Origin of the sequence: Streptococcus sp. 2021WUSS109 (assembly GCF_044427305.1) — a bacterium.
Lineage (GTDB): Bacteria > Bacillota > Bacilli > Lactobacillales > Streptococcaceae > Streptococcus > Streptococcus suis.
On record NZ_JAOTGF010000020.1, the window covers coordinates 19,760 to 42,338 of the forward strand.

19 protein-coding genes and 2 pseudogenes are annotated in these 22,579 nt (G+C 41.5%); all 21 read right to left on the reverse strand.

All coding sequences use genetic code 11. The features are described 5' to 3' along the window. Positions 1 to 3 precede the first annotated feature (3 nt). Positions 4 to 2,508, reverse strand: a complete 2,505-nt coding sequence (locus ODU37_RS08235) for a DUF4135 domain-containing protein (RefSeq protein WP_398580463.1) — start codon at positions 2,506 to 2,508, stop codon at positions 4 to 6. 83 nt (positions 2,509 to 2,591) lie between these two features. Beyond that, the gene (locus ODU37_RS08240; protein ID WP_012775117.1) at positions 2,592 to 2,765 is read right to left on the reverse strand and encodes a type A2 lanthipeptide; all 174 of its coding nucleotides are present in this window, start codon (positions 2,763 to 2,765) and stop codon (positions 2,592 to 2,594) included. A 339-nt stretch (positions 2,766 to 3,104) separates the two neighbouring features. Then, positions 3,105 to 3,401, reverse strand: coding sequence for a DUF5966 family protein (locus ODU37_RS08245; RefSeq protein WP_024381915.1), 297 nt, complete (start codon positions 3,399 to 3,401; stop codon positions 3,105 to 3,107). Positions 3,402 to 3,414: 13 nt separating this feature from the next. Continuing rightward, positions 3,415 to 3,714, reverse strand: a complete 300-nt coding sequence (locus ODU37_RS08250) for a DUF5962 family protein (RefSeq protein WP_105105940.1) — start codon at positions 3,712 to 3,714, stop codon at positions 3,415 to 3,417. 70 nt (positions 3,715 to 3,784) lie between these two features. After that, a pseudogene (locus ODU37_RS08255) lies at positions 3,785 to 4,744 on the reverse strand (hypothetical protein); the annotation flags it as partial. Beyond that, positions 4,711 to 6,594, reverse strand: coding sequence for a recombinase family protein (locus ODU37_RS08260; RefSeq protein ID WP_043028856.1), 1,884 nt, complete (start codon positions 6,592 to 6,594; stop codon positions 4,711 to 4,713). The gene ODU37_RS08260 and the pseudogene ODU37_RS08255, both read right to left, overlap by 34 nt. 53 nt (positions 6,595 to 6,647) lie before the next feature. Continuing rightward, a complete protein-coding gene (locus ODU37_RS08265; RefSeq protein ID WP_000503424.1) occupies positions 6,648 to 6,839 on the reverse strand; it encodes a hypothetical protein in 192 nt (63 codons plus the stop codon). A gap of 70 nt (positions 6,840 to 6,909) precedes the next feature. Further along, on the reverse strand, positions 6,910 to 7,140 hold the full coding sequence (locus ODU37_RS08270; protein ID WP_000659121.1) for a YdbC family protein: 231 nt from the start codon (positions 7,138 to 7,140) through the stop codon (positions 6,910 to 6,912). 76 nt (positions 7,141 to 7,216) lie between these two features. Then, the gene (locus ODU37_RS08275; protein ID WP_000743701.1) at positions 7,217 to 8,071 is read right to left on the reverse strand and encodes a ParB/RepB/Spo0J family partition protein; all 855 of its coding nucleotides are present in this window, start codon (positions 8,069 to 8,071) and stop codon (positions 7,217 to 7,219) included. A 7-nt stretch (positions 8,072 to 8,078) separates the two neighbouring features. Then, complete coding sequence (gene mobV, locus ODU37_RS08280) at positions 8,079 to 9,044, reverse strand: MobV family relaxase (protein WP_001145977.1); 966 nt, start codon at positions 9,042 to 9,044, stop codon at positions 8,079 to 8,081. A 6-nt stretch (positions 9,045 to 9,050) separates the two neighbouring features. Further along, positions 9,051 to 9,317 carry a hypothetical protein gene (locus ODU37_RS08285; protein WP_162495498.1) on the reverse strand — a complete coding sequence of 89 codons (267 nt, stop codon included), beginning with the start codon at positions 9,315 to 9,317 and terminating at the stop codon, positions 9,051 to 9,053. 245 nt (positions 9,318 to 9,562) lie between these two features. Continuing rightward, a complete protein-coding gene (locus ODU37_RS08290) occupies positions 9,563 to 10,594 on the reverse strand; it encodes an AAA family ATPase (protein ID WP_001170965.1) in 1,032 nt (343 codons plus the stop codon). Between the two features lie 153 nt (positions 10,595 to 10,747). Next, a pseudogene (locus ODU37_RS08295) lies at positions 10,748 to 11,221 on the reverse strand (sigma factor-like helix-turn-helix DNA-binding protein). A gap of 83 nt (positions 11,222 to 11,304) precedes the next feature. Continuing rightward, positions 11,305 to 11,730 (reverse strand): sigma-70 family RNA polymerase sigma factor, encoded by a 426-nt coding sequence (locus tag ODU37_RS08300; RefSeq protein WP_000323895.1) that lies wholly within the window; start codon positions 11,728 to 11,730, stop codon positions 11,305 to 11,307. A 94-nt stretch (positions 11,731 to 11,824) separates the two neighbouring features. Continuing rightward, a complete protein-coding gene (locus ODU37_RS08305) occupies positions 11,825 to 12,334 on the reverse strand; it encodes a sigma-70 family RNA polymerase sigma factor (protein WP_105116765.1) in 510 nt (169 codons plus the stop codon). 490 nt (positions 12,335 to 12,824) lie between these two features. Then, complete coding sequence (locus ODU37_RS08310; RefSeq protein ID WP_002779755.1) at positions 12,825 to 12,998, reverse strand: cysteine-rich KTR domain-containing protein; 174 nt, start codon at positions 12,996 to 12,998, stop codon at positions 12,825 to 12,827. Between the two features lie 51 nt (positions 12,999 to 13,049). After that, a complete protein-coding gene (gene tet(O) / locus ODU37_RS08315) occupies positions 13,050 to 14,969 on the reverse strand; it encodes a tetracycline resistance ribosomal protection protein Tet(O) (protein ID WP_014636291.1) in 1,920 nt (639 codons plus the stop codon). A 366-nt stretch (positions 14,970 to 15,335) separates the two neighbouring features. Then, positions 15,336 to 15,710, reverse strand: a complete 375-nt coding sequence (locus ODU37_RS08320) for a TnpV protein (protein WP_001140406.1) — start codon at positions 15,708 to 15,710, stop codon at positions 15,336 to 15,338. Then, complete coding sequence (locus tag ODU37_RS08325) at positions 15,691 to 21,639, reverse strand: SNF2-related protein (RefSeq protein WP_249562496.1); 5,949 nt, start codon at positions 21,637 to 21,639, stop codon at positions 15,691 to 15,693. The genes ODU37_RS08320 and ODU37_RS08325 overlap by 20 nt, the downstream gene beginning before the upstream one ends. Before the next feature lie 49 nt (positions 21,640 to 21,688). Further along, on the reverse strand, positions 21,689 to 22,240 hold the full coding sequence (locus tag ODU37_RS08330; RefSeq protein WP_000312468.1) for a hypothetical protein: 552 nt from the start codon (positions 22,238 to 22,240) through the stop codon (positions 21,689 to 21,691). Continuing rightward, the gene (locus tag ODU37_RS08335) at positions 22,224 to 22,415 is read right to left on the reverse strand and encodes a calcium-binding protein (protein ID WP_024400605.1); all 192 of its coding nucleotides are present in this window, start codon (positions 22,413 to 22,415) and stop codon (positions 22,224 to 22,226) included. Before ODU37_RS08335 ends, ODU37_RS08330 begins: the two co-directional genes overlap by 17 nt. Positions 22,416 to 22,579: the final 164 nt, after the last annotated feature.

Sequence of the window (22,579 nt, forward strand, 5' to 3'; positions counted from 1 at the left end):
CCCTTAGAACCCTAGAGTAATAACAGACCCTCTAAGTGTTTTTTTTCGTTTGAGATAATAGAGAAATCCTGAGATTCCTGTAAATAGCGAAATATCTTTTTTTAGAATATTATTGTGATTGGATTTAAAAATTAAAGTTTTCTCCAATATTTCCAGTCTCTTCTTATGCTCGTTAGAAAGCAAATTATCCTGATTCAATACTTGCAAGAAATCCAATCCTCCTAAAAATCCGTGGCACAAACAATATTCCTCAGTCTCACATAATTTATTCATAAGATAATCAATATTATATAATACTTTATCAAGATATCTAGAGTCGTTACTTATTTTATATAAAATATATTCAGAAACAAGATAACCTGTCAATCCGTTGCACCATCCCGAGCTTGGATATAATAAAACATTATCCTGACTCTCAAAGTACTCAAATCTATTCATAAACTCTGAATTATCTGGTAAAATAAGAGAACATATTTTATAAATAACCTTTATACCGGTAAATCCATGAGCAAATCCTACTTTAAACTGTTCCTGATTTTTTGTTAATTCTAGAAAAACTTCTCCTAACTTCTTCAATTCAACTACATCTACTAATTCTGGTTTTTTCAAAAATATTAAATAGCTTTGTAAAATTAATCCACCCAAACCATCAATTATATCAAATTCAGTAAAGTCTATATCATGAAGTAAATAATCATCTTTATTTAAAGAGTTATTTAAATTTTTATAAAGCAATAATGAAGCATAGCCATTAATTAAGCCTATATCTTTTGAATTTATAATTTCTTGTTCAATAACTTTTAAATCAAATATTTCTTCCAATTCATCATAAGATAATAGCAATCCCAACTTTCCTTCATATAGTCCCAAATTAGACTCTCCATATATGTAATTACCACTAGAATCTTTCTGAAGAGTCAGTGCATAAGGCCGTGTGACATTAAATATTGATTCCCTTACTAATTTTTTAACATCTAATTCAAGATGATTATTTCTCAATTTAGAAAAATTGTAATTATCAATATTCAAACAAACTCTAAGGAGATTTAATTGATATTGTAAATCTTCATCGGACATACAATTTAACTTAAAATTTACAGAATCGTAAAGACTCATAAGGTATTTTGTATCATTTCTTGAAACATTTCCAAAATTACCAAATGTAAACAATGGAACCTCACCATTAACTAATTGCTCAACTTCAAGCATAATGTACTTTTTTTCATGACTACTGATTACTGGTATTTCTTTTAAGAAGCTTGTTAAAACATTTCTTGTTTTTAGCTCATCCATTAATAAATCTGGCACAGTAATTCGATCAATAAGTGCTGAATATACAGATGTATTTCTTAAGACCAATCTACATAGTAAGGCATTTTTATACCTTAAGACCACTGTTTTTATAATATTATAACAACTTCTCAATCTTGAATAACCAAATATGAATCCAGATTCAATATCACCTAAAAATTTATTAGCAGAAATATGAGATTCATGGAGTAAAGGTAAGAATTCTTTGATATCATTAAATTGGTGTTCTGTCAATTCCAATCGTAATTCCGAACTAAACGGGTTAATTTCTTCAAAAACTTTTTTTACAACTATATTTACTTGACCTATACTGCTACAGTCAAATATTCCATCAAAATTTCGTCTATATTTCATTGGGAGTAAGCCAGTTGAAAAGATGCTTTGTGAAATTCTTCCCTCTATTTGTGACACAGGATTTATTAAAGTTTCAAAATCAATCACATAGGGATGTTCTTTACAAGCAATAATATTTTCATTGTGCATATCATTTCCATTCAACACATACGTAAATGCCAAAAGTACTCCCATATTTCTATAAAATGAATGGATTTGACTTTTATCATGGCAGGACAAATTGTCAATCTTCTCTTGGATCATAAAATTGCTACCAATGAATGTATCAGGAAATTTGAAATACTTAGAATCGAATACTCTACAATTTAATTCATTCAAAATTGGATACAAAGTGTATCCTGAAGTCTTATAAAAAAATGATTTATTTTGAAGTTCAAAGCTGATATTCCTATTACTACCGTGATTGTCTCCCACCATTGATAATATTTTTACACTTATATTTTCTTGCCTTAGATCAAAATTTTCTATAATTTCATTATAATTCTTGGTTAAATTTTTCAAAAAACATTCAATGCTAATTTCATAATTTTCTTTTAAAATATTCAATCTTCTTTTTAAAACTGGATATTTATCAAGAAAATACAAACCGTTATTAAGAATATTTTTACAAAATTCATTGTATTCACTATATTTTGAATTGGTTCCTTTCCCTATCCTAAATAAATTTATTTCTTGGACCAATACAGGAAGCAGTATTTTTCTAAACTCTTCCTTAAAACTATTAATAATGCTATCAGAAAAAGAGCACACTTCACTAAATTTTGAAGTGGAGAAAGAAAATTCCTCTATTACCTTTGAAATTACTATATCAAAACTTTTTTCCTCTGTAATATTAATTGTCATAGATGTTACCTCTAGTAAAATAAAAGGAAATGTCCTATCAATTATGGCGATAGGACATACATAGTTACAAACTAAATTTTATTTTAACAATTTTTGCATCCAGAGATGAATCCAATATTTACGCAAACATTTGATAAAAAGCCTGGACAGTCTTTAGTTAGAGTCTTAACAAACCCACTACCAGCACCACCAATTAATAATGTAATTTCTTGATCAGTTGCAGTTTGAACATAGATTTCTGGTTTAATATTATTCATTATAAATTCCTCCTTGAATAATTAAATATTTGTAACTATGTTTCCCTATAAGATTATTATAAATCGATTAGTGATGTAAAACATGAGTAAAAAAGGCAAAACTCTATGGTACAAATCCTAAAAATAACGAAACGAGAAAATAAACCTGCAAACTAAATAATTAGTTCTCTTTATTCCTCTTATTAAATTTTGCTTTTTGCTTCTCAAGTTCATCTATTCTGAACTGTACTTTATCTTGAAATATCAGTTCACATTGACTTTCTTCTATGTGTATTGAAAAAAACAAATAATATCTTAAACCAATCACTAGGAATACCAATTCACACATTCCTGATAATCCTAAGATTTAGGTTGCTCTATTTTTAAAATTTTTATAGTAATTATAAACAAGAGAAAGTTATTAAAGGCAATATAAAAACCAGTAAAACTCCAAATACCATTGGTGGCTAAATCTTCTGTATAGAGATACCTTTCCGTAAAGAATAGGTAAATTCCATATATTTCAATAAAGACTAATCCACTGATAAGTCCGATAAGAAACAAAGCAGCTGAAACTTTCACAATCCGATAAAGGACGAGCAACATCAGTCCTATTGCTGCGAAAATCGAAAGGCTTTGTAGAATTTGCTCCAACATCTTACACCTCTTTCTAGGCTAATTGCTTGCGATAATAGTCAGCCTGTTCCTGGTCAAGTTCATCAAGTTGGGCAACCAAATCAAGGTATTCTGCCTTCGTCACCTCATCTAAGTTTGGAAAATCATTCTCACGAGTTTTGATGATGAGTTCCAGCTGTCCAGTGATTTCACGCTTTGAAAAGCTATAATCAAGAGTTTCATCTTCATACTGTTCCTTTAAGGTTTGGTAGTTTGCCCTATCTTCTGGACTCGTAAAGCCTTGTGCCAACCAATCTTCAAGTTTATAACGCATTTCTTCTAGTGTTTGGGTCATGATCTATTCTCCTTTTGTGATTTCTTGACTTCATTTTACCGCGTTCAAAATTATTTGTCAGCCTTTTTTCTTATATCTCAAGTGCTATTTGTTGCTTCTTTTGGGGTGTTGTATCTTCACTAAACTTGGCCAAAGCTGCATCTATCTCTTCAATCTCTGCTTCTTTTTCAACCAAGGGAGCTAAAACATCATACTTAGCCTTTACAAGCTGATAGTCTTCTTCCTTTGGAAAGACTTTTTCAACTTCTACTTTGGCTACTCGTAGCTTATCTCGTAAGTCCTTAACCATTTCTTCAGTCTTTTCTTGATCATCTATAATATGGTCGATGGCATTACAAATTCGTTGAATGGTTCCTACGTCTGATTTCAAATCTAAGGTAACAGTATAGTGGTTGTCACCAACAATCATTAAAGAGACGGTCTCTGGCAAGGGCTCACTAGGACCTCGTGTAGTCATTTTCAAATCAAATCCTCTAAAGTTGGCCAGAGTCCTGACTTCCTTAGTTTCTGAGCGATTATAGGTGATGAGTTTACGCAGATAATCCCCAGCTTCAGCACGATTATCCATTGATTTATTGTCAAATCGCATGACAAAATCTTGCGACTTTGTTGCCAAAGATTGGGAAATATCTTTATCATATTTACTCAACCGTTTTTCCATAATAGGGAGGTGCTTCTCGCTATAGGAAATGGTATGGCGATACTCATCTTTGGAGCGATTAAAGGCGCGTTTTTGATTTTCTAAAACTGTCAGTTCATTTTCCAACTCCATTTTGAGCTTAAGGTAGGGATTACCAGTAGCTAAAGCCTTAAAGTCAGAAGCAGTCATGGTTTGTTCATCAATGTCTTCAGCTGATCTCACAGGGTCTTTTGAGGTCATTATCTGCGTAATGTATTTGAGCTTATTCTCCTGTGTCTGCCAGAGGTAATTGTCGAAGCTCCCTTTAGTAATATAGTGATAAATATCTACCTCCTGGTGCATGTTTCCTTGTCGAATTAGTCGTCCATTTCGCTGGACAATGTCAGTCGGTCATTTTTTGCGGACAGTTCAATACATGCCCTTCGGTTCCTCTCCCTACTCCTGCGTTTGCTCTCGTTTGATTTCTCCCTCTGTATCCTCTTAGCACAAGCGGGACAATACTTTGATATTCCAGAGCTGGGGACGTATTCAACACCGCACACCGTACAATTTTTAGGCTTTAACGCCGTCCACCGCTTTGTGGGTGTGATATGTAATTCACCGACAAAGCCGATGAATTTATAGTAAATCTTGATTTCCTGCCTTACTGTCCCGTCCGCAAGTTTCTCACGTTCCGAAACAAGTATCTTGTCTATGAGTGCGTTTATGATGGTTGCGTCCAACTCTTTCAGCCCCTGATAGTTGCGGATTAGGGATAGAAAGTCCCTCACGCCCTGCGATTTCTCATAGCTGTCATTGAGCGTTTCCGTTACCTCTTTCAGCCGTGCTTCAATTTCAAGCTGCTCTTTCTGGTATTTCCCCGACATCATCTCAAAATTCCGCTCCGTGATACGCTCCATTACCTTGTCCTCATAGAGAGAGGAAAACAGCCTGTCAAGCTCCGCAAGGCGTTTGTTCAGCTTCTTCTTTTCTTTCTCTAATGATTTCGCCCTGCTCTGGTCTGTTTCCGTGAGCCGCCTTTCTATGGCTCTGACCGCCTTTTCATCATTGACCGCCATATCCGCAAAGCGGTTGATGTCGGCAAGGACGGCATTGAATAAGTCCCTCGCTTCAATGCTGTGTGCGGTACACATAACATTGCCATATCTGCCATAATTATTGCAGGTGTATTGTACGCAGTCGATGATGTCGGGGCGTTTCCTCCTGTTGGCACTCGCCGCCCGCATCGCATAGCCGCAGTCCGCACACTTGATAACGCCCGAAAAGATATTCTCAAATCCCCCTGCGTTCTGCTCCCGCCTGCGGCTCGTCATAAGCTGCTGTACGGTGTCAAATTCCTCCTGCGTGACTATCCCCTCATGGGTGTCTGGTATCACTTCCCATTCTTCGGGCAGCTTAGAGGGGCGTTTCTTGCTTTTCATGTTGGCTGCAATCCGCTTGTAGCCTGCAAGGTTGCCCGCATATATCGGGCTTCTTAAAATGCCCCTCACGCTGTTCTCGCTCCAAATATAACGGTTTTCCTCGTTATCCTCAAAGTACCGCTCATAGCCTGTTGCCCCTTGCTCCACCGCATAAGCGGCAGGGCGTAGGATATGCTGTTTGTTGATGTGCTTGCGGATTTTGGCGATGCCGTTGCCCGCTAACGCAAGGTCGAATATCTCCCTTACCACATGGGCAACTTTGTCATCTATCAGCAGATGGTTGTGGTCGGCAGGGTCTTTGACATAGCCATAAGGGGCTGTTGTTCCCATGAATTTCCCCTGCTGAAACCTCGCACGGTACGCCGATTTTATCTTGACTGACACATCGGCAGAATACATTTCGTTTAGGATGTTGCGGAAAGGCGTGATGTCCATAGCGGATTTGTTTAAGGTGTCCACGCCGTCATTGACCGCTATATACCTCACGTTATGCTCTGGGAAAAAGACTTCCAGATATAACCCACAATCAAGATAGTTCCTCCCCAGACGGGATAAATCTTTTGTAATCACGCAGTTTATCAGCCCGTTTTCAATGTCCTTAATCATATTCTGGAAACTTGGTCTTTGGAAATTTGTTCCAGAGTAGCCATCGTCAACATACGTTTTTGCTAAATGCCATCCCTGCCTTTTCACATAATCCGTGAGGATGGATTTTTGTGTCGCAATGCTCGCACTCTCGTTATCCGTGCCATCGTCCTTTGATAAGCGGCAGTAAATGCCGACTTCATAAATCTTGTTCTCCGTTCTTATTCCTGCCATACTGTAAAACCTCCATATCTGTCCTAACGTTTTCATGTTCCATTGCGTACATTCTAAGCGGACAGCCCCTCATTGTCGAAGGTGTCGCCCTCGGCAATCTTCTTCCGAATATCCTCGGAGATAATCGGGACAAACGCTTCTGCAACGGTCTGTGTGCCGATATATTCTCGACTGATAATCATTTGTACTTGCCCTTTTGGCACAATACGCTTTCTTCTTCCAGTTGTTTTCCTATCCTCGCCCATACTTAAATCTTCCTTTCCAGACAGGGCAGGAGAACGTCTGGAAACGCCCCGCCCTGTCAATCAGATACCATCAATCCCCGCTGTTTACTTCTTTCTGTAATGCTTCAAGGAGTGCCGCTGCTTCATCAGCGTTCAACGTGATACCCTTTCCGCACTTCTCACGGTTCGGGGAAAAGCTGCGGATGTCATATTTCGGCTCTCTCCCGTTCCATGAAATAAGATTGATTTCCTTTGTGTAGCCGCTGTCACTCGCAGACAATACGGCGATTTCCTTTACAATCTCATACTGGATTTCTTTCATTCCTTACCTCATTCTCCTTAAAATTCTGTCTTTCTTCTGTTCCAAATTCCTGCATTTACTTCCCGAAAAAAGAAGGTTAGCGGCTGTCCCTGCTCCGTTTTCTCTGCAACTCACGTTCCAGAAGTCGGATGATGGTTTCCTCCATCTGCTTCGGCGTTGTGTCCTTCGGAAAGTATTTTTTCAGTTTGCTTGTGTTGATTTTCAAGGTTTCTTTCTGGTTTCCCTTTTCCTCCGTCATAATGGAAAATATCATATCCATGTCAAGCTGCCCGCTCTGGCTCATGCTTTTCATCCGCTGTGCCTGTGAGAGTGAGGGCGTTGCTTCTTCGCTCTCCATCGTGGCAAAGAGATTTTCCTGCTCGTCTTTCTTCAAAAAGGACAGTTCCACCGCAGGTGTGAGGGCGATTTTCCCCTCGTCCACCATCTGCAAAATCGGCGGTATCAGTTCCGTCAGGCGGATAAAACGCTGGACGGTCATCCTGCCCACGCCGAAGCCCTGTGCCACTTTGTCGTCCGTCCGCAACTTCGTCACAACTTGTGACGAGGTTAAGTCTGTGCGGAAACCCTGCCGCTTCATGGCTTCGGATTTCATCCTGTAGGCAAACGCCCGCTCCGATGGCAGGATATTTTCACGCTGTAAATTACTGTCTACAAGGGTGATGATGGCTCGGTCACGGTCTAAGGGCAGGACAAATGCAGGCACGGTATTTATACCTGCAAGTTCGGACGCACGGACACGCCGCTGCCCCGCAATCACTTCATAACCGTTCCCGTCCTCTTTCGGGCGTGTGATTATCGGCGTGACAATGCCAAATTCCTTGATGCTTTCCGCTAACTCTGACAGCGTTTCATCCTCCACAACATGAAACGGATTGTCGGGAAACGGGTATAAATCTTTGGTCTTTAACACCTTAAAATCCTGTTTCTTCATTCACTTTTTACCTTTCTCTTGATTTGTTTCTGCCTGTTCTCTGTAATTCTTCCAACACTTCTGGCGGTATCTTTGAGAGCAGCCGCCCCATCTGCTCGTTGGTTCTCTGCAATTCAAATATCCTCTGGTTGGCTTTCTGCACCTTTAATTCCTGCTCGTACTTTTCATCACGCATACGCCCTGCATAGTCGGCTTCCTGCCCGATTTGCTCCTTTAAGCTGTCGATATACGCCTGCTGTCTGCCGATTTCCTTAGAGAATTTCTCCACTTCGGGCAGCCATGCGGCAACCAGTTCCAGAGCCTTGTCACGCTTTTTCCCTGCGTTAAAGGCGTTGATGTCGGACAGGGCAGACACGATTTCCCCATACTGCTTATCAAGCCTGCCGCCCAACTTATAGAGCCATGTGGGGACGTGTTTCCGCTTGGTTTCCATCGAAGATTGACCTCTCTCAAGCTGATTCCAACGTGAGGACATCCGCTCATGGTAGGCGGTCTGCCACTCCGACAGGCTCTTTTGATTGCCTAAAATTGTTTTGGCGGACAGCTTATTGTCTGGTGTAATCGGCACAAAGCAGAGGTGCATATGGGGCGTTCTCTCGTCCATGTGGACGACTGCGGAGAGGATATTCTGCTCCCCGACACGCTCCGAAATGAAATCCAGAGCCATCGTAAAATACGCTTTCTGTTCTTCGGGCGGTAACTGGTTCATAAATTCTGGTGAAGCCGTGATGAGCGTTTCCACCATCATCACGCTGTCTTTCCTTGTCCTGCACCCTGCTTCGGCTACCTTTCGGTTAATCTCTTTCTTATAGGTGTACTTTGGCGGTGCGACAAGATGATAGTTATTTTTAGAGCGTTCCATGTCGATATCTGGGTTGCTTTTGTAGGCTTCTTTCTTCCGCTCGTTGTGGCGTTCGCAAGCCGCAACGCCGCCCGCTTTGCGTTTCTGGAAACGCAGGATTGCATAGGGCATAATCCATCATCTTCCTTTCTTCGGCGGGTAACTGCCCTTTGGGTGACAGCGGTGACGGTGGTGACGGCAGTTTTGGGATGCCCCCTGCCGATTGCCGTAACTGTCACCCTTATCCCCTGCATGACGGTCATGACGATGGTGACGGTGTTTTTGGGATACTCCCTCGCAAGAGCTGTAACCGTCATGCCGCCGTTCTTTTATCCGAAGCCGCAAGGCGTAGGATAGCAGGGCGTAAGACCTGCCATAAGGGAGTCCAGAGGGAACGTCTGGCACACGGCTCTTTGCAGGGCAAAGTGTAGTGTGTTACACCCTGTAAACGCAGTCGGAAAAATCGGAGAGATTTTTCTGACCGCAGGGGTGATTTTACACGCCCGAAAAGGGCGGGTGAATCCCACGCCTGCATTTTGCGTTTGCGGGGTGTTCTCCCGTAGGGATGACAGCGGCAGGGTATCCTAAAATCACTGTCACTGCCGTCACCGCTGTCACCCGCAGGGCAGAGCCGCCAACTTTACATGGCTTTAAGCGTCAATGACAGTAACAGGGGGTATCCCAATATCGCTGTCACCGCCGTCACCGCTGTCACCCGCCCTCCTTGCAAGGGCAATCTGCCTGCCGTCTTTCCTGCGGCTGTACTGGTAGCAGATACGGTTCTCGCTTAAAAATGTGGTGTGATATTCATTCAGCCATTTCGTAATCACCGTGGGTATGGTTTCCGTTTCCCCCATAGCGGCTAACAGCTCCGTTGCCGTGCCTGCCCATTCTTCCTTATCCCTCATAAAATCCACCAACCGAAAAAGGACATCTGGTATCGTTTCTTTCGCAAGCTGCTCCTGCGTTTTCCTCTCCACAAGTTCCCAACTGCAATCACGGAAACGGAGCGTGTATTCCTGATAGGGCGTGTCCCTGCCCGTTACATACAGCTTGGCGGTGTCAGATGCCCGTTTCTCCTTTTCCAGAACAAAGGTAGCGTCCGCACTCCCCGTTAAGCCTGTCGTCCCAGACACCTTGTTGAACACATCGCTGTCATTCTGCTTTCGGATGTGGTGTACGACAATGACCGCCAGAGAGTGCCTGTCGGCAAAATCTTTGATTAGGGAGATGTCCCCATAGTCGCTTGCATAGGCGTTGTCTTTTGAAGCTGTACGGACTTTCTGCAAGGTATCAATGACAATGAGCCTGCTGTCTGGATAGTCTTTCAGATAATCCTCAAGCTGCACGATAAGACCGTCTGACAGCTTGCAGCTTGCCACGGCAAAATGAAGCCGCCCGCTCGCTTCGTCCGTCAAACGGAACAGCCTGTCCTGTATGCGGCAGAACGTGTCCTCAAGGCAGAGGTAAAGCACATCGCCCTCCATTGTCGTCATGTCCCATAAGGGGATTCCCTGCGACACGCATAAGCACAGCTTCAGCATGAGCCAGCTCTTGCCTATCTTCTGTGAGCCGCAGAACAGCGACAAGCCTGTGGGGATAAGGCTGTCCACCACAAAGGACGGCTTCTCAAGCGGCTCATAAAGGAGCGTTTCGGCGTTGACTGTCTGTAACTTCTGCATGGGTTTCCTCCTTTCGGGCAGTTATCTTGTTTTTGTTGCACATAGGCGTTGACCTCCTTAAAAATAGATTTACTCCCACGAAAAAAGTGAGAGTATGTAATACCGCCAATCCCACACAAATAAAAAACAGATTTCTTTTTCGGGCGGTGTCGGTCATGGTTGGAGATATTTCCTCATTTCCGCTTTTACTTTCTTCTTTGCAACAGCAACGGATTTCTGTATTGCAGAAGCGGTGCAATGCTCCATAGCGGCGATTTGGTAAAAATTGAACTCATACTCGTAGTAGAGCAGGAAACGCCGCCTTTGTATCTCTGGAAGGCTCCCAACCGCCTTATAGAGCGTTTCATTCCGTTCTTCCTCAACCATGCGTTCATCAAGGCTCTTAGGCACACGCAACGCCCGTCTGTAAAGGGTTTCGTCCCATACCTCGTTAAACTCCCTGTGCCGCTCGTCCCATTAGAAAAGATTCCTGTTCCTGCGCTCCATCTGCCGAAACTCCATAAAGAACTGTTCCGACACTTCCAACTCGTGGGATTTGCCCTGCCCGTCCTTAAAGCTGATAAAATACCTTGTGCCGCTTTCCGTGGATTCCTCCCGAAGCGTGTATGCCTTAACCCTGTATGCCATCCTGTTGTCCTCCTGCAAAAAATGAGTGAGGGGATTTCCATCCCTCACCCAGTAGCCCGCAGGATGGCAGGCTGTTTTAGAAGCTATAAAATTTTCCGCAGCTTCTTCCGCAGATGGTCTAACCTCGCATAGATGGCACCAGTCGTCAAATGCACAAGCGGGGCAATCTCCTTTGTGGAATACCCCTGCATTTTCAGCAGGACGATTTTCAAGGTACGCCCGTCCACCGTGACTAATACTTGATAGAGATTTTCGCTCTCAATCTCTTCCAGTAACTCCGCAACCGTACCCACTTCCGCCTGCCGCTCCCTGCCTGCCATGTCCTCAAGATATTCCGCAACGTCATTCGTCCATCGGTAAAACCGCCTGTTGGAATTGAAGTCTGCCCTGTCCGCCATGCGTATCTGCTCAATGGTCGCTTCATCAACGCCGCACTCACGCAGCAGCTTTTCCTCCGCTTCTTTCCAGATACGCCATTTCCTGTCCTCCCGTCCGTGGTTGTATGCCATTCTTACTTCCTCCAATCAGAATTGATTGAGAGGGCAGAGAAAAGCCCCCTCATCTTCCCAAAGGAAAAAACAAGGGGGCTGAACGCCTTAAATTTTAATTTTCTATTATCTTTCTTAGTTTTATTAGGATTCTGGCTTTGCGTTTGTTTACAACGCTCTGGGTTATGCCCAACCTCGCCCCGACTTCACGCTCGGAAAGTCCGTCAAAAAAGATTGCCTGTATCAGCTCCTGTTCACTATCCGACAGCAAAGGCAGGGCGGCTTTCAGCCTGTCCACCATGACCGCATTGACAACGGTTTCTGCAATGTCCACCGCTTCATCAGTGATAAAGTCCAGAGGATTCCCCTCGCTGTCCGTAAATCCGTCGAGAGATAGCAGTCTATTCTTTGTATCTAATTTTTGCAGATAACGCCACCGTTCCTTGTCACGGTAGAAGTCTGTGTATTGCTCCCTCACGACTTCAAGCAGACAGCCTTGAATGGGGATAAACAGCTTGTCCATATAGGTCTGGTCGGATTCCCTGCAACGGCAGAACTCCGTGTAGGATAATTCCACATAGCCGCCACTTTCTCTGATATATACCTTTCTTGGTGCATATTTCACCATAAATACCTCCCATCTGAATTTTTGAAATGTAAAAAATCCAGATGGAGAGGCGGAGAACGACACCGCATATCAGAAACAGCCCTACGGCACTTTCCAACAAAAATCGACAAAAGAAAAACCGCAAAGGCTCTGTGACCTTTACGGTTATAGGAAATAGTAATTCTATTGTATGGAGATTGTACTTCTACTTTCAAGGTGAGAAGTACCGTTGCACTGGCAGAAATTTTTTTAACTGGTTTCCTGCCGTTCTCTGATATGCTATGTATTGATAAATTTTGCTTCGTATGAGCAGATAGATAACTGCCCGAAAAAAGGACATAAAAAAATCCCTCCAAATTTAAAAACAAATTCAGAGGGTAATTTAGGGTATAACAAAATAACCCACCCGAATATCGTTTTTTTTATTTGGTGAGTTTGTTCTTTCAAATACGAAACAAAAAGAGCCGATGATTCGTGAATTGTTCCACAATTTCATCGGCTCTGCGTCTTAAGCGTCTGGCTCTTTGATGACAGTTATCTTCAAGTTGTCAACTTTAATCAATCTTTCTTGTCTGCATTTTGGACAATAAAGGGGATAATTCTCCAAAACAGTGTCCTTCCTAATTTTATTACGGGTTTTGCTCCCACAAACAGGACACAATATCCATTCGCATTTCATCATAATTAGTCTCTAATCCTTTCAAATCTCATTTTATATGACTTTTGCAAGCTGTTAAGCTAACTTGTGGAACATATGCCGAACCTTATCTATACGGCTATTCGGGCGGCGGGGTTGGCAAATAAATTTACCAATAGCTGGCTGGTATCCTTTTAACTCTGTCAAGCAGACTCCCTGCCCATTTGTGAAATAAGTTAAATCGTTCCTGTATTCTTGAATACATCTAGCAGGGATTTCTCCTTTCAGAATGACCTCGTCATTCTTTATCTGAGTACTTACAATATCTGCACAATACCTTGGAGCATCATGATACGCCCGTGAGAGATATTCCTGCGGTGCATAAATTTCAAAGTGGAGATATGGCTCTAATAGTTCTGTCCCTGCTTTTTTTAAAGCCTGCTCCAATACGATAGGGGAAAGCAGCCGAAAGTCTGCGGGGGTACTTACAGGACTATAATACAATCCATATTCAAAACAGATTTTACAGTCTGTCACTTTCCATCCATACAGCCCCTGCTCGCAGCCATAAAGAACCCCCTCCATAACCGCATTTTGGAACGATTGATTTAAATATCCAAGTGAAACTCTGCTTTCATACTGCACTCCGCTTCCAATAGGGAGCGGCTCTATGGACAACCCGACAGAAGCCCAGAAAGGATTTGGCGGGACTTCTATGTGGATGGTATATTCTGCTTTTCTAAGCGGTCTTTCCATATATATAACAGTAGGCTCTTTTATTTCTGCCTCCACATGATATTTTTCCTCAAGGATGGCACAAATGACTTCCATCTGCACATTCCCCAAAAAAGAAAGTATAATCTCATGCGTTGTAGTATCCACATAATATTTTAAAAGAGGGTCGCCATCTGAAATTTCTGTAAGTGCCCCAAGCAATATTTCCCGCTGTTCAGATTTCTTTACTGCAATCGTTGTTTGGAGCATAGGGAGAGGATTTTCAATAAATTTTCTCTGCGGCAACAGCATTTCGTTCCCCAAAATACTGTTTAGCTGCAAAACATCATTTGGTAAAATTACAATATCACCAGAGCAGGCTGTATCGGATGAATATAATTCACCGTTTGTCGGAACACACATCTCTGTGATTTTTATTTTCTCTTTTTCAGATATTTTAATAACATCCCTCAAATGCAATGTTCCGCTATATATACGCACATAAACAAAACGCCGCCTTTTCTCTGAATATTCAATCTTAAAAACCTGCCCGCATAGTTCAGATTGACCTTCAGGCGTTGATGAATAAAACTTACTGGCAATCACTTCTATAAGCTGCCGAATCCCCAGATTGTTTTTAGCACTTCCGTGATAAACGGGAAATAACGTTCCGTTTTGGAATCTCCTGTTTTCTTCCTGTTCCAGTTCTGACATTTTAAACGGTTTCCCTGACATATATTTCTCTAATAGTTCATCGTTTCCCATAATTACCGCATCCCACTGTTCCATATCGTCATTGTCCGTTACATTTATATGGGGATGCTGCCCAACCTTTTGCTTCACTATAATTTCCGAAGAAAGCTTTGCTTTCATTTCTTGATATACCATTGGCAAATCAATCCCCTCTTGGTCAATTTTATTGATGAAAAAAATTGTCGGAATCTTCATTGTCTGTAGTGCATGAAACAGTATACGGGTCTGTGCCTGTATGCCATCCTTTGCAGAAACTAATAATACTGCTCCGTCTAATACGGATAAAGAACGGTATACTTCCGCCAAAAAATCCATATGGCCTGGCGTATCTATAATGTTGACTTTTACATCCTCCCACTGAAAAGATGTCACTGCTGTCTGGATAGTGATTCCCCTTTGACGCTCCAAATTCATTGTATCTGTCCTTGTTGTGCCTTTATCTACGCTCCCTGGTTCTGCAATTGCACCACTGGTATACAATAAACTCTCCGTTAATGTTGTCTTTCCTGCGTCAACGTGAGCCAGAATGCCTAAGTTAATTATTTTCATGTGATTTTCCTCCTATCAACACCCAAAAAAGGGCATAAAAATACCCAGTTATAAATACTCCTATCACTGGGTAAATAACTCCAATAGCCCCAAAACACTTATATGTTTTCGGGCATATAAAATTACATGATAAAAGTATTCTTAAACTGGGTACAAAAAACTAAGCCCCATATTAAAAGTGAAACGGGACTGCTACTTTTTGTTCCCACTATCAAATTGACAGTTTATTTAAGAATACCTTGCCGCATATTTATTAACTCCTTGTATAATACTGAATCTAATTATATTCCTTAACCCTTTATTTGTCAAGCTGACAAACTAAAGCAGAAAAAGCGGCAGGATTTCCCCCTGCCACTAATCATCTGTTTATGCAAAAATAATTTCCTTTTCCACAATCTCCCTCGCACAAGCCCTTATGTTATTGAGGCATCCTGTCCATTCTAAGGCGTTTTCTGCCTTTAGCTGTTCCGTTATGCCCTGTGCCTGTTTCATACCCTCTATGAGCCTTTCAAAGCGTTCCTGTGCCTGTCTGTCAATGTCGGCAAGGTAAGCGTTAAGTCTGCCGCTTGTAAGAAGATTGGTGTATGTAACTTTGCAGTGATGCTTCAGATAATCCAAATGCCGCTGTCCCCAGATGCCTATCGGCTGTTCTTCTTCGGCGGGTACAGTTAAGCACGGTATTAAATAATCGCCTTGCCTTTCGTATTTGCCGCCCATTTCCTCAAAAATTGTCTTTGCCATTGTCTGTTACCTCCACATTCTTTTTTATTTTGAATGTCCGCAAAATCCGTCCTACATCTGAGGGCCTCCAGGGAACGTCTAAATGGTGGACAGCTTTCATGCGTGATTGCACGTTTAGACCCGTTCCACCTTTTTCAGTCGAAGCCATGAGAATCCGTACTTCTCCGCTATTGACCTTTCTAGACAGTGAGTTTTTCTTTTCATCAGTATTGGCATCATGGACAAAGGCAATTTCTTCTTTTGGAATCCCTCGATCAACCAGCAAAGCTTTCAGTTCATTGTAAACATCAAAGCCTTCTTCCTTACTTTTAGGGGTTCCAATATCAGAGAAAATCATCTGAGTGGCTTTGTCTACAGCTCCATCACGGTAAATCCGTTCCACATTGTCCACCACTTGAAGGATTTTCTGATTATCCGATAAGGAGTAAGCAGGGTCAATCAACCGCATATCAATAGCTAGTTTTCTGGCTTCTCCTGTGATTTTAAGCATGTTATCTCTACTTGGATCAACACTACCTGACTTGATAGCGTCCGAACGCTCTACCAGCTCTTCTAAATAGTATTTCTGAGCTTGCGTTAACTCGCTTTCCACCGCAATAATCTTAGCTTCAGGTACAGGTAAGTCAAGCATATCTGAGGTCTGAATATCGGCAGTTTCCTTATAGATTCGCATGAGTTCAGGCAAGTTGACAAATTTCTTAAACCGTTTCTTAGGTTGGTATTTATCACCTGTCGGGGCTAGTTCCATGGAGTTTTCAATATTCCCAAAAGCCCCAACCCATGAATCAAAATTGGATACCTGGTATCGCTCTAAAACATCAGGTTGAATGTAATTCATCATGGTGAAAAGTTCACTAATAGAGTTAGAAACTGGTGTTCCTGTCGCAAAAACGACATTTCTATCTCCATGCTCTGCCTGAACCTGTCTCACCTTCATCTCCATGTCTACGTTCTTTTTTGAAGTAGTATTGGTGATTCCCGCGACATTCCCAAGTCCAGTGATTGGACGGATATTCTTGAAGTGATGAGCCTCATCCACAAAAAGAAAATCAATGCCAAGGTTTTCAAATTCGATAAAGGTATCTCGCTCTAGTTTTTGGAGTTCTTCCAACTGGTGTTCTAATCCCTTAATCGAACGTTCCGCTTCTTTCACCGTATAATCACTGTCACTTCCCAGCTTGATTTCTCGGAGTTGCTCGAGTTTGTCATTGATATAGGTGACCTGTTTTTCACGACTCATCGGTATTTTCTCAAACTGGGAATCCCCAATGACAATGGCATCATAGTCCCCTGTAATAATACGGGATACAAACTGTTTGCGTTTGGCTTTGGCAAAGTCTTTCTTAGTGGTCACATAGACTTTTTTGGTTGGGAAAAATTTCATGATTTCTTGACCAAACTGAGCAGTCAAACTAGAAGGAACCACATAGAGAGGTTTATGCACCATCCCTAATTCTTTCAACTTGAAACCAGCTCCAAGCATGGTCAAGGTTTTTCCAGACCCTACCTCGTGGGCTAGTAGGGCACGTTTTTCCACCACAATCCGTTGAATGGCATTCTTTTGGTGAGGACGTAAGGAGATATTCTGAGCAAGTCCATCAATGGTTAAATGGCTACCATCATAGGTCTTCGATACTGTACGATTGTAGAGCCTATTATAGGTGTCTTCAATCATTTGTTGGACTTCTGGATACCTTGCCACATAGTCTTGAAAGAGTTCTTGTAGGTGTGCTTCCTTGGCACGCAGGACTGTTGTTTTCTCCACATCTGTCACATTCTTTTTCTTATCCCCTTCGACAACTTGTTTTGTGATGGTTGGTTGATTAGAATTCAGGAGATTTTCAAAGATTTTTCGACCACTATCATAGCGTGAAGCAGGGACACCTAAACTCCTATCCGTTGCGTTGGAATAGGTGTAGGCAAACTTAGATTGGTAAGTGATAACCCCGTCAATGGGACTGACCTCAAGGACTGTTGCTACTTCTTGGTCTGACAGTTCATAGGCTTTCCCCATAAAGGTTTCTTGGGCAAATTTTCCGTAAACAGACAAAGGAATCCAGCGTGAACCGATTCGATAATCAATGTCTGCCAAAGTAATAAGGGCTGGTTTGATAGCTTCTAGAAGTCCCGCATAATGTGACCAGTTAAAGTCCTGATTGTCTTGTTTGACGAATAGGTCCACTACTTCTAACTTAGTGACGACATCCCCTGACAGAAAGTCTTGGCGAGAAACATAGGACAGCTCCCCATTCAAATACTTCTCAGGATCAGGCATAATGAGGTCGCCTAACTCCTCAATCAAGGTCATCTGCGATTCAACCTGATAGATAGACATCATATAAGCGAAATCAACACCTCGTCCGTCAGCCAAGCTCGAATTTAAGGCATCAAGGGCAGTATGTACCTTTTTAACCTCTTTTTCAGGACGCACTAGAGCCTTCTCAAAGGCAAGGGATTTAGTATAGATAACAGACTTTCCACTTGGATCCAGACTTTCATCTTCCAAACTAGCAAGAAGCGAATACTTATCATCACTATCAAAAAGATTGCGGTTCACTGCACTGTTCAAATACCCATAGCGTTTGACAAAGCTATCATAGGTACGATTGAGTTTGCCTAACAAGTGGTTAAAAGTCTTCCTATCGTAGTCATAATAGCGTTGAATGGCAATGACCTCTTGGTAAGCATTGCGAATATCGACCATTCCTTTGATTCGTGCCACTTCTTTATCAGACAAAGGAGCTTCATAGAAAACTGTCTTTTTATAATAACCCTTAAACTGACCACGTTTGGCTGCATCATCGGTCACATAGACATCCAGAGCAGTGTTATCAGTCACTTCTAAGGCATTAAAGCGATCAATCTGCTTTTGAGAATGTTTGGTGTCCCATGCTTTGAAGTTGCCCTCTTCATCGACATAGTAACTGATTTCTTCCGTCTTGGTTCCGACTCGAATGCCTTTATTATCTCGATAGTAAACTGTAGAACCCTGGTAACCAAAACTGTACTGACCCAGATTCTCCCTCATTTCAGCTGGAATGGAGGTATCAATGACTTGTTTGATCAACACATCTGGATTAATGATGACCTCATTTCTATCAATCTCTCTTGGGGCTTTTACTTGATGTAGAGCTGCTTCAACACTTGCAATCAAGTCATCACTAGTCCCCTTAACAGAAAGTGTTCCTCCGTTAAAATTCCTGACCTCGTAGGTTCCTAGCACTTGGCTATTGTATTCTCCATCAAAGTAAGGATTGAGCCAAATGCGACTATCCTTGTCATAGCGAATGGAACCTGAAAAGGCTAAATCGTCTGCCACATATCCCTTGTCTAAGTGTTTCTGGAAGAATAACATATCCGTTGTGACACTCGTTCCTGCAATGGCCTTAAAGGCAGAATCAGGCAGTCGAACCCCACCAAGAAATTCAGTTGTCTCACGAATATCTTGTAAAATATTTTCTGTTCGCTTATCCATAGTTCCTGTGGAAGAGATAATCGCTACTTGTCCACCATCATGAACCAAATCAAGTGACTTTTTGACAAAGTAATCATGAATCATATAAGGCCTATCGTACCTGTTATCCGCAATTCGTATATTGGCAAATGGCACATTTGAAATCACCAAATCAAAACTATTATCGTTAAAAGCCACCGTCTCAAAGCCCTTAATTTCAATGTGACTATTGGGATGAAGGTGTTTGGCAATAGCTCCTGTAATGGTATCTAATTCCACACCATATAACTCACTCTTTTCTCTTAAGTGTTTGGGCATTGCTGCAAAAAAATTCCCTGTTCCCATGGAAGGATCTAGGATTTTGCCACCTGTAAAGCCATCACTTTCCAACTTATCCCACATCTGACGGATAAGGGCAGGGTCTGTATAATAGGCTGTCAGAGAGGACTGTTTCATATCCGAATACTCTTTATCTGTGACTAGGCTTTTCAGTTCTTCTCGTTCCTTAGAAAATTTTGGATTATAGTCATCAAAAAATTCATTGGCTAGTCCACCCCAGCCTACATACTTGGCAAGGAGTTCTTGTTCACTTGGTAAAGCATTGCGGTGCTCTACTTCTAGTTTTTTTACCAAACGAATAGCCGCAATGTTTGTCTCAACCTTATCTCTAGCAGTCTTTGGATAAAAGTCCGTCATATCTTCTGGAAAATAAAAGTCCATTACTGGAATCTCTGGAATTGTTTCGACGACTACCTCTTCAGGAATTTGACTATCTGTTTCTTCAAGATCAATATCGTTATGACCTTTTTCAGAACCATCGGGTTCCAATAGTCCAATACTCTGAACTGGCTCCTCTTCCAGAAATGAAAAAAGATTTAGTTCTTGGTCCGCTTCTTCTAACTCTGTTTGTGGTTCTGCCTTTGGCTGATGAAGTGCCTGACTGACTTCTTCCCAGGTCCTCACATAAAGAACTGGATTTTGTTCAATGATATCCGAAAAGTCATTAACTAACTCAATCCGAATCAAACCGTTCAATCGAGCATCGCTGACCGACATGACCTCAAAGTCCTGTCCCTTATAGGAAACCAATGACCCCAGAGGATAAGTGTCCAATACTCTCTGGACTAGTGGACTTTCCGCAAATTCTTCATCAACTACTACTTTCGTCTCAGCTTTCTCTAGCTTGTTCTTCCAATTTCTAAAGGTCAAATCTGGCTGGTTGCCCTTATCTTTTTCAAAATACTCCGCATCTTCTCTACTGAGTTCTTGGTGTAAAAAGGCGTAGGCAACTTGTCGCAACTCTTCAATGGAAAGCTGACTACCAAAGAAAAATTCAACCTTTTCATGACTTAGTCCCATTTGGAGTAGTTCTGTCGCAAGGGCTAGTTGAGTTACCGAGGCTTTGGGATAACCACCTAGTAAAGCAAGGTCCGCATTTTTTAAACGAAAACGACCTGCCGCATCCAATAAAATACCGACTTGGTCTGATTCAAACTGAGATAGCTCAATCCCTAGCTGAGTCAATTTTTCTTGATTTTCTATCCTAATGGCTTGTCCAATTTTTTCTAATTCCTTTTCTTCGACTGTAGTCAGCGTTCGTTTCAACTCATAGGGACTACCATCAGCCTCTAGATAGGTAAGTAACTCCTCGCCCTCAAAGATTGGTGTCATTTCCATCTCAGTATCAAAATCACCTCGTCTAAAACTTGCGACTTTGGAACGTTCATTTCGAATTTGGTCAAAATATGTTAGAATCTCAAATTTACGTCGTAAAGATAACTCTTCATAAGCAGGCAGATGACTGGTTTTTCCTGTTTGAACATCTAGTTGAGACAAATCTACATCTAAACTAGCAATAACCAGAGAGCCCTCTTCTCGAAAAGATATTGCTTGATGAACACTTGTTTTGTGCTCATCAATAGTTTCTTCATTTTCTAGAATAGTTTCATCAGCTCTTGTTTCAAGCTCAGGCTCGTAAGTTAAGAGAAACTGTTCAATATCTCGGCTGATCCGATCCGCTAAATTATTAGCCACACGATAAACATTGACCAAATTAGCTCCCCTACTCTTTTGTAATAGAGAATCTGGTGAAATAGTTTGGTAGTGTCCATTTGAGTCTAATAGTTGAAAACGAGTGGCCAGATTGAACAAGGCCACTTCAATCACCAAGTCTTTTTCAGACGGCGATAGTTGGTCAAGTTTTTGGAGACCAGTTTGGCCGAATACTTGTGTATAGGTCAATAGATCATGAGCAGTATCATAAGGACTAGCCTGGACAAAAGCTGAAACATCTGTCTCAAAGTGAAGTACTTGAACAGACTTATTTATTTCTTGCCTATTGGTCATAAACTGATAAACGAGACTATCCCACTCCTCATCAAAATGCTCTGCTTGGTAATATAAAAACGCTTCAAGCAAGGCTCTATCACGAGGAATGGTTGCTCTCATCATTTGTAGTAAGACTTCTTGATTCATTATTCCCTCCCATTTTAAAAAGGCTGAGAGTGTTTCTCAGCCCTTTGTGTTAATCTAGGACCAAGGCTCGTTGGTCTCTTTCTTGTGGAATACCATCCATTACAGTTGCCACATAGTGTTGTAAGAAATGACTTTTCTGGTCTAGTAAATCTTTTTGCAAGGCAAGGTGAACCAAATCTCCAAAATAATCCTGACTAGAAATAGCCAAGTCCTGTTGAATCATGGCCTGTAAGGTTTCAAGGCTAAGTAGTGAATAATCGTCACTATCCAAAACCTCATACTGTTCCAAGGTGTCTGAAAGACTATTTGAGGACATTAAATCCATAATAAAATTAGAGCCTTCACCTGTTCGGTACAACTTTTCCAGAATGTCAGTCATATCTGCCTGTACTTCATCCTGATAACTATCAACTTTAACTCGTAGCTCATCACTAATCAAGGATAGGTCATCCTCATCCATATAATCTTGATAAACCTGATTGAGGATTGTTCTATCAGAAATACTTAATTCCAAAGAGAGAAAGGCTTTGATAAACTCTTGGTAATCGACCTTCTCCATTTCAGACAAAGCCTCTTTCATGGTGTCAAAGTTCCAAGCCATCACACAACTCCTTTTGTGAGACTAGTGGTGAATGTCCAGATTGTAGCTCTTCTAAATCAGCTTGACCATCACCATCTGTGTCAACAGACTGCGGATTGGTTCCCAAAGCTAGTTCCTGAGCATCTGTCAAACCATCTTGGTCTGAATCCTTTTCATAAATAGTTTTTGGATTCATCTACTTCTCCTCCTTTTTCTTTAGTCCATAAGCTGTACGGTTCTGTTGCAAAGTTTTAAATCTACTATCAAATAAGGTAGAATAATAGAAAAAGATAGCAGGAGGAATGACGATGAATCATTTTAAAGGAAAGCAATTTCAGCAGGATGTGATTATTGTAGCCG